The organism is Bradyrhizobium sp. USDA 3262 (assembly GCF_054060035.1).
This window is the reverse complement of sequence record NZ_JBSSCT010000001.1, coordinates 3,201,491-3,215,599: the sequence shown is the minus strand read 5'-3', so window position 1 is coordinate 3,215,599 and position 14,109 is coordinate 3,201,491. Positions and strand designations below refer to the sequence as shown.

The window sequence follows — 14,109 nt, the reverse complement described above, 5'->3', positions numbered from 1 at the left end:
TTACCAATCTTTGGCGAGACGTCGGCAGCGGTTAAGCCATGCCAACGTTCGTTCGACGACCCAGCGTCGGGCAACAACAACGAAGCCTTTTGCCTCATCCGGGCGTTTGACGATTTCAATCGTGGGCCCGTCGAGTCTCCGGAGCGCGTTTTCAAGCTTTTCGCCGGCGTAGCCGCCGTCAGCAAACAAGTGCGCGATAGTCGGGTAGCTCGCACACGCCAAAGAGACGGCGGTCGGCGCACCGTCCCGATCCTGAACATTGGCCGGGTGCACGATGGCGCTCAGCAAATTTCCTTGTGTATCGGTGACGATGTGGCGCTTGCGACCTTTGATCTTCTTGCCCGCATCAAAGCCGCGCGGCCCTCCGCTCTCGGTCGTCTTGACCGATTGACTGTCGATGATCGCTGCCGTTGGTTGCGGCTCCCGTCCAGCAAGCCTGCGCGCGATTTCAACCAAGGCGTCATTGATCAAGTCCAACACCCCGCTGTCGCGCAGGCCATAAAAATAGTACTGGACCGTCGTGAAGGGAGGAAAATCCTTCGGCAAAAGCGCCCATTGGCATCCCGTCGTCGCAATGTACTGGATCGCATCCCATACCGATCGCATGCAGGTCTTGCGCGGTCGACCCACCTTGCTCCGCCCTGGCATCAACAGCTCGATCAAGGCCCATTCCGCATCCGTACAATCGCTTGCATAGCGCAGCCCTCGTCTGTCATGCTGACAGCGGGTGATTTCAGTCCAGGTCATCTGCTTCTCCGATGGCTTCGAACACCTTCGAAGAATCACAACCTGCTGAAATCACCCAACTTTAATTTTCGGTCAGCCTCTTAGAGTCTGACTCAAAATTCATGACTTGACGTTGGCCGATCTGGCGATGCGGCGGACCAGTTGTCGAGTTGACGCAATAAGGAGCCATGCTTCAGCCGAGGTGACGGAGGCCTCCCAATCTTTGGCGAGACGTCGGCAGCGGTTAAGCCATGCCAACGTTCGTTCGACGACCCAGCGTCGGGCAACAACAACGAAGCCTTTTGCCTCATCCGGGCGTTTGACGATTTCAATCGTGGGCCCGTCGAGTCTCCGGAGCGCGTTTTCAAGCTTTTCGCCGGCGTAGCCGCCGTCAGCAAACAAGTGCGCGATAGTCGGGTAGCTCGCACACGCCAAAGAGACGACGGTCGGCGCACCGTCCCGATCCTGAACATTGGCCGGGTGCACGATGGCGCTCAGCAAATTTCCTTGTGTGTCGGTGACGATATGACGCTTGCGACCTTTGATCTTCTTGCCCGCATCAAAGCCGCGCGGCCCACCGCTCTCGGTCGTCTTGACCGATTGACTGTCGATGATCGCCGCCGTTGGTTGCGGCTCCCGTCCAGCAAGCCTGCGCGCGATTTCAACCAAGGCGTCATTGATCAAGTCCAACACCCCGCTGTCGCGCAGGCCATAAAAATAGTACTGGACCGTCGTGAAGGGAGGAAAATCCTTCGGCAAAAGCGCCCATTGGCATCCCGTCGTCGCAATGTACTGGATCGCATCCCATACCGATCGCATGCAGGTCTTGCGCTGTCGACCCACCTTGCTCCGCCCTGGCATCAATAGCTCGATCAAAGCCCATTCCGCATCCGTACAATCGCTTGCATAGCGCAGCCCTCGTCTGTCATGCTGACAGCGGGTGATTTCAGTCCAGGTCATCTGCTTCTCCGATGGCTTCGAACACCTCGAAGAATCACAACCTGCTGAAATCACCCAACTTTAATTTTCGGTCAGCCTCTAAGAGGATGTTCATGGCGGCCTGAAAAGCGGAAACGTGGCGCGCCAGCACCCGAGCTGAGATGGCCGAGCTCTGTCCGCTAGCAAGAGGTTCCAATGAACGTATACGCGAAACCCTCGCAGTCCGCGCTTTAAAGCCCCGGTTTGGTCAACCGAATGGCTTTCAGAACTTTCGACGCAAAGATGACAGCGATACATCATGCACTGGATTTTCAGCTAAGCGCGGAGAATGCAGACGTTTACATTTGCGGCCATCTCCGAGAAGTTCATTTGATTGTCGCGGAGAAATTGACCGACCAGGAGCGGGGTAGCGGCGCGATCAAAGCTGATTTCAGTCGCGTTGCAAAAGAAAAATCAGCAATCTTCAAGAGCTCCGAAAAAAATACATTCTGTTCCACAACAAATACGCCCGCGATAGCTAACCTCTGTGCCGATCCTCATGCGAGCATTTCGGATGCCCCGGCCCAGTAGACGTAATTTATCCGAGCAAAGCCGAAGCGAGTTTGGAAGAGACAAAGAAATTGGCCGACGAACGATTCAAGCGGATCGAAAAGCTTTTTGGCGATTGTCTGAAGATGCGGCTCCTGATGCCGATTATGGCCGGAGACCGCAACGATTAAATGCGTTTGAAATGGAATGAGCTGGGCTAGCGGTCAAGAAGGCCTTTTGCGCGTTGGCAATCGGTGACGAAATCGCAATCGCTTCAACATTCGTGGAACATGCTTGTCCCGCAACCGTTGTTCGCGTGCCGGCGCAACTGCCCCGACGGGGCACTTTTCCCCTCGAGCTCGTCAGCTTCTCGAAAGCCAACCGCCCTAGCATTCGAGCCTAGCCTCCTGGTCTCGATGCCGCCTGCGACTGAATCGGCCAGAAGCTAGGCTACTTCGCGGCGGGTATGCAGGAGACTTTGTTCTCAAAACAGATAGGAGACGCTGTGGTAGGCCAATCGGATAAGCGGTGCGGGTTCGCCCGGGTCCCGAACGGGAAACGTCCAAACACAGGAGGATCATGACCGATTTAGGCAGGCCGTGAAGAATTAGCTTGTACAAGCGGACTTTGCCTCAGCACGCTCACAACTGACACCGCACGAGCCAATCCCAACCCGGCATTACTGCTGGAACGAGGCTAGCCACATTTGTTGAACTCCTTAGGACGGAAGCCAGATATTCAATCGAGATTGGACTGGCGCGGACCGAGCGGCTGCTCGTCGGTGTGACCGACCACCTCGATGACATCCACATCGTAATCTCCAGCTCATGAAGTTCTGGCAGGAGCGGACCTCCGATCACCGCGGCAAAAGCTCAGGGGGTAGCCAGGGACGACTTCGGAACGTAGCCGGGATCCAGAACCGGGCTCATCTCCTCGATCTTGGCATCGATCTTACTGAGAACAGCGGCCGGCACGACATCCCGTTCGGGGAGCTGCCACCAATGGTCGTTCACCGACGATACGACCTCCACGACAGCCGAGATGACCGCCGGTTCGGGTAGCCGCGCGCGGTTGGCGAACTTTCGCCAGCGGTCCGGAGTAAGCGCTTTGAAGGATTTCTCTCCTCCCAAAGAGAGTGCCATATCGTCCTTCGGAAAATAAGCGGTGGTCGATAGGACGTCGTACACGGGGGCGATGGCCGGAGTGCACCCCTCACCTGGGTATATTGTCGACCAATTCTTCAAGTGCATGTCGCCGTTGCCCACGAGCGCGGCAAGTGCCAGTCGACGAACGAATTCGAGCGCGGCGTCGGTCGAAACCGCTACGTTCAGCGCGGAGGCTATGTCGTGGTATGATGCGTCATCGTACTTTTTGGATGGCTGGCGGCCAAAGATCTGAGCGAAATCTTCGATGTGAATTCGGGTACCTTTGGGTCCACGGTCGAAACGCTTCACTAGCAAGACCTTGCCGGTCGACAATGTGTTGAATTCTTCGGGAATTCCTTCGAAATCGGATTTTTCGACAAGCTCGCGTTCCGGCACATCCATTCCCAGGATTTCGGACAGCGCCAGAACGGCGAACTCGTTTTCCGACAATCCGACAAGATTGGCCGAGGGGAATTTTGCGATGTACTGACCTTGCTCGTCGCCGCTGGGCAAAGTCAGTCCGACACCCTTTCCCGTATTTTTCATCACGGAGAGCTTCATCTGAACTCCCGCCAAGGAAAACCGCGCTTTGATGTCACGAGGATTATCTTGAATGGCTATCACGGTGCTGCCGTCGCTTGGCACCACGCGCACTGCACCTGGCAGATCTTCGCCAAGCGCCGCCAGGAGGTCGAAATCGTTTCCTTGCCTCACTGCTCCGGCGTGGTGCTTTTCCATCGCCTCGCGAAGCTTGTCCTCGGGCAACAGATTCGCGAAGAACGCGGGCAGCACGTGTGCCGCGGGCTTCGGATCCTTGCGAAGCCCACCATCGGCGGAGCGGAACGAGAGGCTCAATATCGGGGGCCGCGACATGGCGCGATAGGCCGGATCAAGGCTGAAGGCGTTGAAATCGCCTGGCGTACGCACGAGCGTTCCGACCCTGAGGTCTTGAAGGAACACCTCCAGCGACTGAACGGTATTAGGGGCGCGGACCCGGGTGCTCATCATCATCCATATCGGTGGTGAACGCTGGTCGATCCTCGCCTTCGGAGGGCCGAAGGAGTGCGTTGACGCCGGCTACCATGGCCTGTGGGATCAGCATTAGCTCCATGCCGAGAGCGCGCGCGACGTTAATCAGCGTTGTCGCCCGCGCGGCGGCGTTGCCCTGCTCGATATCGCGGTAACGCGGCCGGGAAATGCCCGCGCGTTCGGCCACCTGCTCTTGAGTCAGGCCCGCTTGCTTTCTTGCATCCCGGAGGAGGCGTCCTAGCTGTTGGGTTGCTTCTGAGTTCCGCTCCATGATCCGTTTACGTATCTTTTTCTTCTAAATGATGCGTGAACATATCATTGCTTATCGCTTCTGCCAAGGCCCATAGATCCGTTTAGGTATCATTGGCTAATAAAATGATCCGCGAACGTATCTTACTGGCCAGGGGCGGTTCCCCAATGCCTAAGGCAATCTCGACCAGCGCGGGGCGAACTACCGCGTGCGCATGGACTCCATGGGCTCAACGACAAGGCCGACATCGTCATCATCGGCGTCACGCCCGGCAAGCAGCCGGCTCTGGAAGCCCTACTCAGCTTCCGCATGGCGCTTACCGGCGCGCCTCGCTCGATGAGGCGGCGCAGCGCGCCAAGAATGCGGCCTCGTTCAAGGGGGGCATGCGCCTCGACGCGTGGTTGATGGACCACTTCGGCTTGCATCGGCTTTTCGGACTTACGTCCACGCTTGATCTCTTCGGATCCGCCGCGCACCGCGCGCATTACACGTCCGTCCTGCGCTATCCGGTCCTGAAGAGGTTCGGTAACTATGCCGGAGCCAGCCGCGTGATCGAGGAGACCCTAGCGGATGAACTCGCCGTGCTGCCCAAGGCTTGGCTTGTGCCGTTCGGGCCGAATGCGGTGCGCGCGCTCGAATATCTCGCGGCGGCCGGACGCATCGATGACGCGCGTATTCTAGACGGCATCTTGCATCCCGGCGGCCAGCAATGGAACCGCTACAACGTGCAGCTCGGTCTCGTGTTCGCGATGCCGCGCTTGCGGTCCCAGGCGGGCCTGAAGTTCTGCGGCGAAGCGCTGTGTGCGCTCGAAGGTCGCCGCCCTGTGTGGCGAAGGCGCGCGGCCTTAGACCGTAGCCTAATTTTCTGTCTCCAGCGGGCGGGCCGGCGATCGGTTTACAAGATGTCAATTTTACGTACTACGGCTACTTAAATCGAGCGAAACTTAAACTAGCTCTTGGTTTGAAGGTATGCCATTTTGCGTAGCATGACGACGCAATTGCCAGGAAAACTAAACCAGCTCCGCCGGGATCTTCCGGAGGGGCTGCTCGTTGACGCTGCCTGGCTGAGCAAGCACGGCTACACCACCAGCCTCGTCAGCAAGTATGTCGCGGCCGGCTACCTCGAACGACCGGCCGGCCGCGTGTACCGAAAGCCGCGCGGCGCCCTAAGCTGGGAGCAGGCCGTCATATCCCTTCAGACGCTTCTTTACCGCACGCCGCTGGCCGTCGGCGGCCGAACAGCGCTCGCGCTTCAAGGCTACGAGCATTACCTGCCTCGCGCCACGCAGCAGGTTCATCTCTACGGACCTTCCGCGCCGCCCGGTTGGCTCTCGAAGCTTCCCCTCTCCATCCGTTTCGTCTTCCACAACAGCGCTAAGCTCTTCTCGCCGGAAGCGGGCCTGCCGCCCAAAGGCGATCTCGACCGCGCCAACGCCGCGGCCGAGAAGGAAGCGGCCGAAAAGGGCTTCGTCATCCAGTCATGGGGGCAATGGCGCTGGCCGCTGGTGGTTTCATCGCCGGAGCGGGCGCTGCTCGAAGTACTCGACGAGCTTCCCGATCACGAGAGCTTCGAGACCGTGGACAAACTGGTCGAGAGCCTTTCGACCCTAAGCCCCAGGCGCATGCAGACATTGCTACAAGCCTGCCAAAGCGTGAAAGCCAAGCGGCTGCTCTTCTTCTTTGCCGATCGCCATTCGCATGCCTGGAAAAACAAGATAAATAAGGATCACGTCGATCTCGGAAGCGGCAAGCGCATGCTGGTCAAAGGCGGCGTGCTCGACCGGACCTATCAAATCACCGTGCCGAAAGGGCTCGATGCCGTTTAGCGACCAATACCGCAGACAGGCTACCCTGCTGATCCGCGTCGTCCCCGTGGTCGCGCAGGAAGACTGCTTTGCGCTCAAGGGCGGGACCGCGATCAATCTCTTCGTTCGCGACCTGCCCCGCCTGTCGGTCGATATCGACCTCACCTATCTGCCGGTGCAGCCGCGCGACCAATCGCTCAAGGAGATCGAGACCGCGCTCACGCGCATCGCCGGCCGCATCAAGGCACAAATCGGCGGGTGCCAAGTCACAGAGGGCTTGACCGAAGGGCGCGTCAACAAGCTATTCGTCCAGCTCGGCGCCGCAACCGTCAAAATCGAGGTGACGCCGGTCCTTCGCGGCTGCGTCTATCCCGCGAAAAAGCAATCCGTGACCGATACCGTCGAGGACGAATTCGGCTTCGCCGAGATCCAGGTTGTCTCGCACGCGGACCTCTATGCTGGAAAGCTGGTCGCCGCGCTGGACCGCCAGCATCCGCGCGACTTTTTCGACCTGCGTGATTTGCTCGCCAACGAGGGCATCACCGACGATCTGCGAAAGGCCTTCGTCGTGTACATGCTCAGCCACCATAGGCCGATGGCGGAAGTCCTCGATCCGCCGCGCCGAGCTATGAAGGAGGATTATGAACACGGTTTCGTCGGGATGACAGAAGAGCCCGTCCCGCTTACCGAACTGGAAGCAACGCGTGAGGAGATGATCAAGGCGATCGTGGCCGACATGCCGGACGCGCACCGGAAATTTCTGGTCAGCTTCGAACAAGGCGCGCCGGAGTGGGATCTGCTGGGGCTGCCCGGGGTGCCCGATCTTCCGGCCGTCAAATGGCGCCAGCTCAATCTCGACAAGCTGCCCAAAGAAAAGCGCGCGGTGCTGACGGCCGCACTGAAGAAAGCGCTCGGCGTCTAGGCGGCTCGCAGCCGCCCCTGACGCTTTTTAGCTGACGTCGATCGGCGACGTGCGCCATACGTCTTTGCCAAGCGCGATCAGCATGTCCCGCCGTTGTTCGATATCGTTCGCCGAACAGTTCTCAAAGGCTTGCAACTTTTCGTTGATGCGCGTGATCGACGAATTCCTCCCGACCGGGCTCAAGGCCACGATGCTGCGCGTGAGATAATTAGTCGTCCGTTAAGAAGCCGATTGCAGCGGTGAACGGTCGCTGATGGCTGCGATGAGGGTGGCCAGGAAGAGGCGCCAAAGACCCCTCAGCCAGGCGAGGATGCGGCGGAAGTTGTGGCCGACGGCTGAGAGGATGACGTTGGCGGCGTCTCCGGCGCGGCCTTTGAGGTAGCAGCGGCCGAGGTGACCATCGGTCTTCAGGTGTCCGATGATGGGTTCGATGGCGGAGCGGCGGCGCAGCTCGCGCCTGATGATACCGAAGACCCCGCGCTTCTGGCCGGAGATGAAGACACGGCGCGGGTTCTGTGCGTCGTGGCCGCGATATCCCTTGTCGGCATAGGCCCGCTCGATCGCGCAGCCGGTGAGTGTCTCGGTGCGGTCGATGACGTCGCGCAAGGTATGACCGTCGTAGGGGTTATCGGGCAGCGCCCTGGCGTGCAGCACGAACAGGCCACCGGGAGCACGGCGGTTGTTGGTGACGATGGAGGCTTTGACACCGAACTCGTAAGGCGCGGCTGCTTTGCCCTTGCCGATGCACTCCACCTCCGGGGCGTGGAAGGAATAGAGCTTCCAGCCGCGCTGGCGCTGCTGCTGCGAGCGGATCTGCGAGGCCCGGCCGAGCGGGAGGGCGAACGCGTTCTCGAGCACGGCCTGACCTTCGATCTTGCGGCGGATATCGCGGATGATCCGGCCCAGCCGGCTGCGCAGGATACGCAACTGCCGCTGATGCCGCTTGAATTGCTTGGCATGGGCGTAGCGTCCCGCCATCATGGCCGCGGTCTTGGCAATGCGAAGATAGGACTGCCGCAGCCTGACCCCGTGCTTCCTCGCCAGGCGGTTGAGCCCCCTGATCGCCGCGTGCAGCAGCTTGGCATCGGTCGGGAAGGCGATGGCCTTCGGCTGCACGGTGGTATCGACCGTGACCCGCTTGAGGTCCTGGCTGCGTAACGCGCCGGCCTCGTGCGCCACCCGCAGGCTCTCGGCCAGCAACAGCTCCAGCTTGTCGCCGAGCCGCTTGCGCCAGTGGCTCAGGTCCGAGCGCTCGTGCGGAAACGCGTGCTGAAAGAACTCTTCGCCGGTGAAGTACTGGAAATACGGGTCGTGGACCCAGCGCTCGCACACCCCCTCATCGGACAGGCCGTAAATCTGCTTGAGCAGCAGCAGCCCGATCACGAAGCGGGTCGCGATCCCCGGCCGACCGTTCTCGCTGTAGAGCGGCGCGATCTCGCCGTCGATCCAGTCCCAATCGACCTTGCCGGCGAGCTGAACCAGCTCGTGCTTCATGTTGATGATCTGGTCCAGCCTGGCCCGGAACAGATCGCCAGATCCCGTCGTCCTTTGCTTCTTCGGTCGCATCGTCACCTCCGACGCGACCACGGAATCATGACTGGCGATTCGACTGAATCCTGAAAATGAAATTGCAAGGTTCCGAGGCTCGAAACATCAAAACCTTGCAATCCAAAAACAGTCCACACCAGCAAATGCGATTCTGCCTCAATCGCTTAGCCGATCTTCACGGACGACTAATTACCCGACTTCGCGTATTCGGGCTTCTTCTTCTCGAAGAATCCGTTGCTCGCCACGATGTTGATCGGCTTTTCCAAGAGCGTCACGTTCCCAAGCTTTACTTTGTGTAGCGCTTGCCGGGATTGGCGGCGGTGAAGGACTGGCGGAGATCGGCCTCCGGCGTGTCGGGCAGAATGTGCTCGATCTCGAGCGCGGTGAATTCGCCAAGGCCGCCGGGCCCCCTCATGCCCTTGAAGGCAATTTCAACATGCTGCGCCAGCTTGGCCAGCAAATAGCGCGTGCGGTACTGCTGCATCGAACCAAGTGTGTATCGTTTGAGCGTATCGCCCAGCTCGGCATCCTTGCCGACCATGTTCTTTTGTAGCCGTTCTGCCACGAACCCGTTGAGCTTGGCTTTTTGCGCCTTCGCATCGGCGATTTCCGCGATCTCGCGCAGTTCGTCCGCCCATATCGAGAAATTGCGCTCCAGATCCTTTGTCGGAGTCTTGGTGAAGATGTAATAGAATAGGAAACTTTCAAGCTGCCGCACGAAGTGATCGAACAGCGCTTTGGGAAAGTTCGCGGCTGCCAGCAGCACATAGTGCAAGCTGAATGCCGCGCCGCAAAGCTGCTGAAGCGTGTCCATGGCGGTGCTGGACGCGCCGTCATTACCACGGCCTTCGGTGACGCCAATGTAGCGCTCGACGCTGCGAATGATCTTACGGACGAAGCCGAACGAATCGCTGCGGTAGCCGCACAGCTCGGCATTGTCTTTGTCGATCAGCCAGTCGTAAATCTCGTCTTCGCGCACCACACCGTCCCGGCGCTCGTTCTTCACCTTGTAATTCGCCATGATGAAATAGCGCAGGAAGCGCAGCGGCTTTTCCTTGTTGCGCTCCAATGGCCCCGTGATCTTCTTCCACTCGTCCTTAAGGTGTGTGAAACCACACTGGTCTCTCTCGGGAGCCGCGCCGTCGGTGCGACGGCATCCGAAAACAACATGACGTAGCGAGAGGCGGGTGGAAACAAGATCGACGCCCCTCGCAATCGGATGGCCGCTCACAGTTCAAGCCCGCGGTCCCCAAGCACCTGGCGCATCAGCGCGCCCTTAATTTCGCGGGCGATCTCCTCGCGGATCTGGGCTCCGAACTGCACCTCGGCCTCGCTGTCTCCGGTTAGGTGATGATCTGCGAGCCGTTGCTCAAGGCGGCTCGGAAACTCCTCGTCCATCGCCTCCCTGAGCCGGACCTGCATCTGTGCATGGGCTTCGGGGGCGATCCGGCTCACCACCGTCTCCCAAGGTTGCCAGTGAGTTGCCAGATAGTCGGCGAACCCCGCCTCCTCTTGATTGCGCACCTGCGTCTCGGCTGCGGTGAGATCGTGCTCAGTGACGTAGGAGACTTCATAGAACCGCATGTCCGGCGCGATGAGCTGCAGGTCCAGCCGATCACGTAGCTTGACCTGATAGGCGAGATAGACCTCGATCTCGTCGACGAACCGGAGCGAGTTGACCTTCTGACGGGCGATCGGATCGAGCGCGTTCAGGCGGAACAGGACCCGCGCCTGCTGGATGAGTTCACCGAGCCGATCGTCATAGGCCCCATCCTCGACATCAGCCTTCAGACGTGCGGTCTGCATGCCGTTCCAGGTCAGGGTGATGCGATCCTGGCAGGTCTCGCTCGCCCCGAAAGCCAGCTGAAAAAACTGCTGGCGCAATGGCGGCCTGGTCGCTGCCTGCCGCAGGTCCTCGGCCACCGCCTGTCTGAACTCGGGATTATCATAATTCACAGTCTTCTGCAGCTTGTCGAGGAAGAGCGCGTATGCTGGGGCACCCGCCTCGTCGGCGAAGTTCTGCCAGGCGGCGATCGCCTCCGGCTCGCCCTTCAACCAGTCCGCTACCGCCTCGGCTAGTGGCCGTTCCTGATCCACCGCCGTTCCCCCGCCCATCGAGAAGAAGACCCGCGGGCCAGCATAGTTCGGGGCATTCAGAGCTCCCGCCAAATTCGTCCGCACCTGCTCGGGCAGCGGATTGTCATCCACATAAACCATGCACCCAGAACCTAGCTGGGTTAGCAGGGTCTCCGGCAAGCCGATCAACCGGTTGTCGCGTGCCTCGAGCACCTGGAGCTCGGCCGGGAGGGTCTCGGCCAGGCTCGTCAGCCTGTTGCCGCTGACGTGGAGTCTCTGGAGCTCGGGCGGGAGTGTCTCGGGCAGACTATTCAGGTGGTTATCGCGGGCGAAGAGCAACTGGAGCTCGGCGGGGAGAGCATCGGGCAGGCTGGTCAGCCTGTTGCCATCGGCTTCGAGCTCTTGGAGGTCGGGCGGGAGGGTATCAGGCAGGCTGGTCAGCCGGTTGCCGCCGACGGCAAGCAACTGAAGTCCGCTCGGGAGGGCGTCGGGCAGGCTGGTCAGCAGGTTGCCGCGGACATCGAGGTCCTGGAGCCCGACCGGCAGGGTGTCGGGCAGGCTGGTCAGCCGGTTGCTGCTGACGGCGAGTGTCGAAAGCCCCTCCGGGAGGGTGTCGGGCAGCCCGGTCAGTTGGTTGCTGCCGATGACGAGTGACTGGAGTCCCGTCGGGAGGGCGTCGGGCAGGCGAGTCAATCGGTTGTTGCTGGCGCCGAGCGTCCGAAGTCCAGACGGGAGAGTGTCAGGCAAGTGCACAAGCTCGTTGTCGCTCACGTTGAGCGATTGGAGCCCGGGCGGAAGGGTGTCGGGCAATGTCGTCAGGCCTAAGTATTGCAGCTCCAGCCCTGCATAGACGTCGCCAGTTTCGCCCCAGGCTATTATTCGTCTTACCGCCTCTTGCCGATCCTCGCCTTCCGCCTGCCGCTCATCGCAGGCCCATTTGTCCAAGATCTGGTCGAGCCGCGATTCCCTGAGGACGGAGCCTTCGAAGTCCGCCGCACCGCCTGCAGGGCCAGAGGCCCGTGTGTCATGCAATGCTTCGGTCCACTGCGCTGCGGCCGGGGTGAGCCGGCCGCCTCCTGTTGAGGTATTGCCATCACCTCGCAGGGGCCGTCGGCCGAGAATTGCTGCCCCGAGATTTTGCTGCCAAGGATTTGCTGGGGTCGTTGCCCACTCCGGCGCCACGTCACTGGCCTCCGCCCACGAATGCTCCTCCTGACCGACACTATGCGTCGGCCAATCGGCAGCCGCATCCATGCCGTGCCAATAATCCGGCAGACTGAAACTGCCGGCTGGCAACTGGCCACCGCGATCCGCGGCCGTAAAAAGCACATGTTGATTGATCCCTTGTCCAGAGAAGGCTGGCGGATCCGATGGCAACCGCGAGGTGCCCTGTCCGACGCGACCCTCATGCGGCATTCCCAAAGGATCCGCATCTCTGTTCGACACAACGTCCGCGTCGCCGAGCCTATTTGAACTGGAGGGCGGGCGCTCGTGCGGATGCAACTCGTTCAGGTGCTGCGGAAACCCCGCTTCGTCCGCCTGCTGCTCTTCCAGCCCATGATAGTACGCCCGATCGACATCTGGGGCCTCGAATGGGTTGAGCTTGTTGAACGGATCCATCCCATCTCCTTTGACAGATACGATTAGCTAATGCCGGAGCTGGATAAACACGTTCTCGCTACAAGGCTTGGCTTTCGAGAAGCTGACGAGGAATCAGAATGAGCGTAACTGTCCTGCGGGACGCTTAGCGCTTGATTGCCCGCGCTGGAGTTCAACATGCCGATGCCGGACCATGTCGGAACTTCGAGAAGCAGATTTCTGAGGCTCTCTCAAGAACGTCCGCGCTTGCCTTTTGAAGCCCGTCGGCGCGGCTACAAGGCATTGATCACGCGCTGAGCGTTTTCTTCCTGTCGCAAATACGGGTAGGCGATAACTTCAACAGCTTGGCACGGCTTTTCTTGTTAATCGACCATCCAGAAAAATTGCATTCGGTAGCACTGGACGGCTTTAGCGAAAGCGGCATTCCAAATCGTTTCCGAAACTACGAATATTTTCCTGCTCAATCTAAGCGCGCACTGTAACGAAGTCACCAGTTATAATGCTCATTGCGGTCTCCCGGTGGCCGCCAACTCGGGGCACGCGGATAACAGGCCTTCCGGGAGATTTTTGTTGGGCCGGGACAGGCTTGGTCCTGCGAAGGAACGACTGTAAGGCACCGGAATCGGTACAGTCCCATGTATGAAAAACACCACTTTCTATGGATTTTATAACATAGCTTTGTGTTGAAAAATACCTACGTTCTGGGTATATTTATACATGATGCTTCGAAGCCGCCGAACTCTCGCTTCCTATCTAACGGATCTGCTCGCCGGTGGACGGATCTCGTTTACGCGGGACGAAGCGATCGCCGAACTGGAGGTAACTTCGCGGGGCTTCCTGGCCGCCGCCAAACGCCTGCAGAAGAAAGGGCAGCTTCTTAATCCGCGGCACGGCTTTTACGTCGTCGTCCCTCCACAGTACCTGGTGCGCGGTGCTCCACCGCCGCAGTGGTATATCGACGATCTCATGGAACACGAGGGGCACCCATATTATGTCGGATTGCTCAAGGCGGCTGAGATACACGGCGCGTCCCACCAGGCGGTCATGCAATTCCAAATCGTAACCGACAAACGGATGCCCAAAATCCGCGCCGGCCGCTCGATCCTTTCCTTCTTCTATCGAAAGGAAATAGGCGCTCTTTCGGGAGCGATCGTTGACCACAAGACCGATACTGGCCGCTTCAAGCTATCGTCGCCCGAACTCACTGGGCTCGACCTTTTGCGCTATATGCATGTGACCGGAACGATAGACAGCATTGCCACTGTCCTTTCTGATCTCGGGGCTAAAATGAAGGCGCACGAACTCCAGAAATTGGCACCCGCCTTTGAGCGGTCCGTTATCCAGCGCCTCGGATACCTGCTCGACTACGTCAAACACAGCCAGGCAGCCGAGTCACTTCACGCCTACCTGCAAAACGAAAAACTGCTGCCCTGGGTCGAACTCGATCCTTCCAAGCGTAGTAGCAAGACCCGCAAGCCGCCGGAACGTGACACACGCTGGAACGTGCTGGTCCATCGCCGTCCGGAGCTCGATCAATGATTC

At 59.6% G+C, this 14,109-nt stretch carries 13 protein-coding genes and 1 pseudogene; 5 read left to right on the top strand and 9 right to left on the bottom strand.

Translation table 11 applies throughout. From position 1 onward, the window contains the following. Nucleotides 1-3: 3 nt before the first annotated feature. Together ACVWYP_RS14895 and ACVWYP_RS14890 are read right to left on the bottom strand one after the other, a co-directional pair. Nucleotides 4-747 (bottom strand): annotated as a pseudogene (locus ACVWYP_RS14895) (IS5 family transposase); the annotation flags it as partial. 99 nt (nt 748-846) lie between these two features. Then, nucleotides 847-1,686, bottom strand: coding sequence for an IS5 family transposase (locus tag ACVWYP_RS14890; protein WP_259245117.1), 840 nt, complete (start codon nt 1,684-1,686; stop codon nt 847-849). Nucleotides 1,687-1,920: 234 nt separating this feature from the next. Here ACVWYP_RS14890 and ACVWYP_RS14885 point away from each other — a divergent pair, with 234 nt between their 5' ends. Next, on the top strand, nt 1,921-2,235 hold the full coding sequence (locus ACVWYP_RS14885) for a hypothetical protein (protein ID WP_129964882.1): 315 nt from the start codon (nt 1,921-1,923) through the stop codon (nt 2,233-2,235). A gap of 830 nt (nt 2,236-3,065) precedes the next feature. Here ACVWYP_RS14885 and ACVWYP_RS14880 read toward each other — a convergent pair. Next, entirely contained in the window at nt 3,066-4,343 is a 1,278-nt protein-coding gene (locus ACVWYP_RS14880) for a type II toxin-antitoxin system HipA family toxin (protein WP_051003393.1), read from the bottom strand. Then, complete coding sequence (locus tag ACVWYP_RS14875) at nt 4,318-4,638, bottom strand: helix-turn-helix domain-containing protein (protein ID WP_016840789.1); 321 nt, start codon at nt 4,636-4,638, stop codon at nt 4,318-4,320. Before ACVWYP_RS14875 ends, ACVWYP_RS14880 begins: the two co-directional genes overlap by 26 nt. 362 nt (nt 4,639-5,000) lie before the next feature. Here ACVWYP_RS14875 and ACVWYP_RS14870 point away from each other — a divergent pair, with 362 nt between their 5' ends. The 3 genes from ACVWYP_RS14870 to ACVWYP_RS14860 are packed head-to-tail and all read left to right on the top strand — an operon-like array spanning nt 5,001 to nt 7,344. Further along, the gene (locus tag ACVWYP_RS14870) at nt 5,001-5,549 is read left to right on the top strand and encodes a hypothetical protein (RefSeq protein WP_016840790.1); all 549 of its coding nucleotides are present in this window, start codon (nt 5,001-5,003) and stop codon (nt 5,547-5,549) included. Nucleotides 5,550-5,603: 54 nt separating this feature from the next. Beyond that, nucleotides 5,604-6,443, top strand: coding sequence for a type IV toxin-antitoxin system AbiEi family antitoxin domain-containing protein (locus ACVWYP_RS14865; protein WP_028344358.1), 840 nt, complete (start codon nt 5,604-5,606; stop codon nt 6,441-6,443). Further along, on the top strand, nt 6,433-7,344 hold the full coding sequence (locus ACVWYP_RS14860; RefSeq protein WP_028344357.1) for a nucleotidyl transferase AbiEii/AbiGii toxin family protein: 912 nt from the start codon (nt 6,433-6,435) through the stop codon (nt 7,342-7,344). The genes ACVWYP_RS14865 and ACVWYP_RS14860 overlap by 11 nt, the downstream gene beginning before the upstream one ends. A 27-nt stretch (nt 7,345-7,371) precedes the next feature. On the opposite strand, the gene ACVWYP_RS14855 is transcribed toward ACVWYP_RS14860, so the two are convergent. The 5 genes from ACVWYP_RS14855 to ACVWYP_RS14835 form a co-directional block, all read right to left on the bottom strand. Then, complete coding sequence (locus ACVWYP_RS14855; protein WP_304498978.1) at nt 7,372-7,533, bottom strand: hypothetical protein; 162 nt, start codon at nt 7,531-7,533, stop codon at nt 7,372-7,374. Between the two features lie 30 nt (nt 7,534-7,563). Continuing rightward, entirely contained in the window at nt 7,564-8,910 is a 1,347-nt protein-coding gene (locus tag ACVWYP_RS14850) for an IS5 family transposase (protein ID WP_026191834.1), read from the bottom strand. A gap of 167 nt (nt 8,911-9,077) precedes the next feature. After that, the gene (locus ACVWYP_RS14845) at nt 9,078-9,167 is read right to left on the bottom strand and encodes a hypothetical protein (protein WP_304498977.1); all 90 of its coding nucleotides are present in this window, start codon (nt 9,165-9,167) and stop codon (nt 9,078-9,080) included. 11 nt (nt 9,168-9,178) lie between these two features. Beyond that, nucleotides 9,179-10,123: a hypothetical protein gene (locus ACVWYP_RS14840; RefSeq protein WP_202948954.1), complete on the bottom strand. Its 945-nt coding sequence runs from the start codon at nt 10,121-10,123 to the stop codon at nt 9,179-9,181. Then, nucleotides 10,120-12,588, bottom strand: a complete 2,469-nt coding sequence (locus ACVWYP_RS14835; protein ID WP_028344356.1) for an NEL-type E3 ubiquitin ligase domain-containing protein — start codon at nt 12,586-12,588, stop codon at nt 10,120-10,122. The genes ACVWYP_RS14840 and ACVWYP_RS14835 overlap by 4 nt, the downstream gene beginning before the upstream one ends. Before the next feature lie 696 nt (nt 12,589-13,284). Here ACVWYP_RS14835 and ACVWYP_RS14830 point away from each other — a divergent pair. Then, nucleotides 13,285-14,106 carry a type IV toxin-antitoxin system AbiEi family antitoxin domain-containing protein gene (locus ACVWYP_RS14830; RefSeq protein WP_028344355.1) on the top strand — a complete coding sequence of 274 codons (822 nt, stop codon included), beginning with the start codon at nt 13,285-13,287 and terminating at the stop codon, nt 14,104-14,106. Nucleotides 14,107-14,109 lie beyond the last annotated feature (3 nt).

Coding starts and splice junctions, on each gene's coding strand:
- ACVWYP_RS14830 (WP_028344355.1), top strand. CDS start 13,285: ATGATGCTTCGAAGCCGCCGAACTCTCGCTTCCTATCTAACGGATCTG.
- ACVWYP_RS14850 (WP_026191834.1), bottom strand. CDS start 8,910: ATGCGACCGAAGAAGCAAAGGACGACGGGATCTGGCGATCTGTTCCGG.
- ACVWYP_RS14875 (WP_016840789.1), bottom strand. CDS start 4,638: ATGGAGCGGAACTCAGAAGCAACCCAACAGCTAGGACGCCTCCTCCGG.
- ACVWYP_RS14835 (WP_028344356.1), bottom strand. CDS start 12,588: ATGGATCCGTTCAACAAGCTCAACCCATTCGAGGCCCCAGATGTCGAT.
- ACVWYP_RS14865 (WP_028344358.1), top strand. CDS start 5,604: ATGACGACGCAATTGCCAGGAAAACTAAACCAGCTCCGCCGGGATCTT.
- ACVWYP_RS14885 (WP_129964882.1), top strand. CDS start 1,921: ATGGCTTTCAGAACTTTCGACGCAAAGATGACAGCGATACATCATGCA.
- ACVWYP_RS14870 (WP_016840790.1), top strand. CDS start 5,001: ATGCGCCTCGACGCGTGGTTGATGGACCACTTCGGCTTGCATCGGCTT.
- ACVWYP_RS14860 (WP_028344357.1), top strand. CDS start 6,433: ATGCCGTTTAGCGACCAATACCGCAGACAGGCTACCCTGCTGATCCGC.
- ACVWYP_RS14880 (WP_051003393.1), bottom strand. CDS start 4,343: ATGAGCACCCGGGTCCGCGCCCCTAATACCGTTCAGTCGCTGGAGGTG.
- ACVWYP_RS14890 (WP_259245117.1), bottom strand. CDS start 1,686: ATGACCTGGACTGAAATCACCCGCTGTCAGCATGACAGACGAGGGCTG.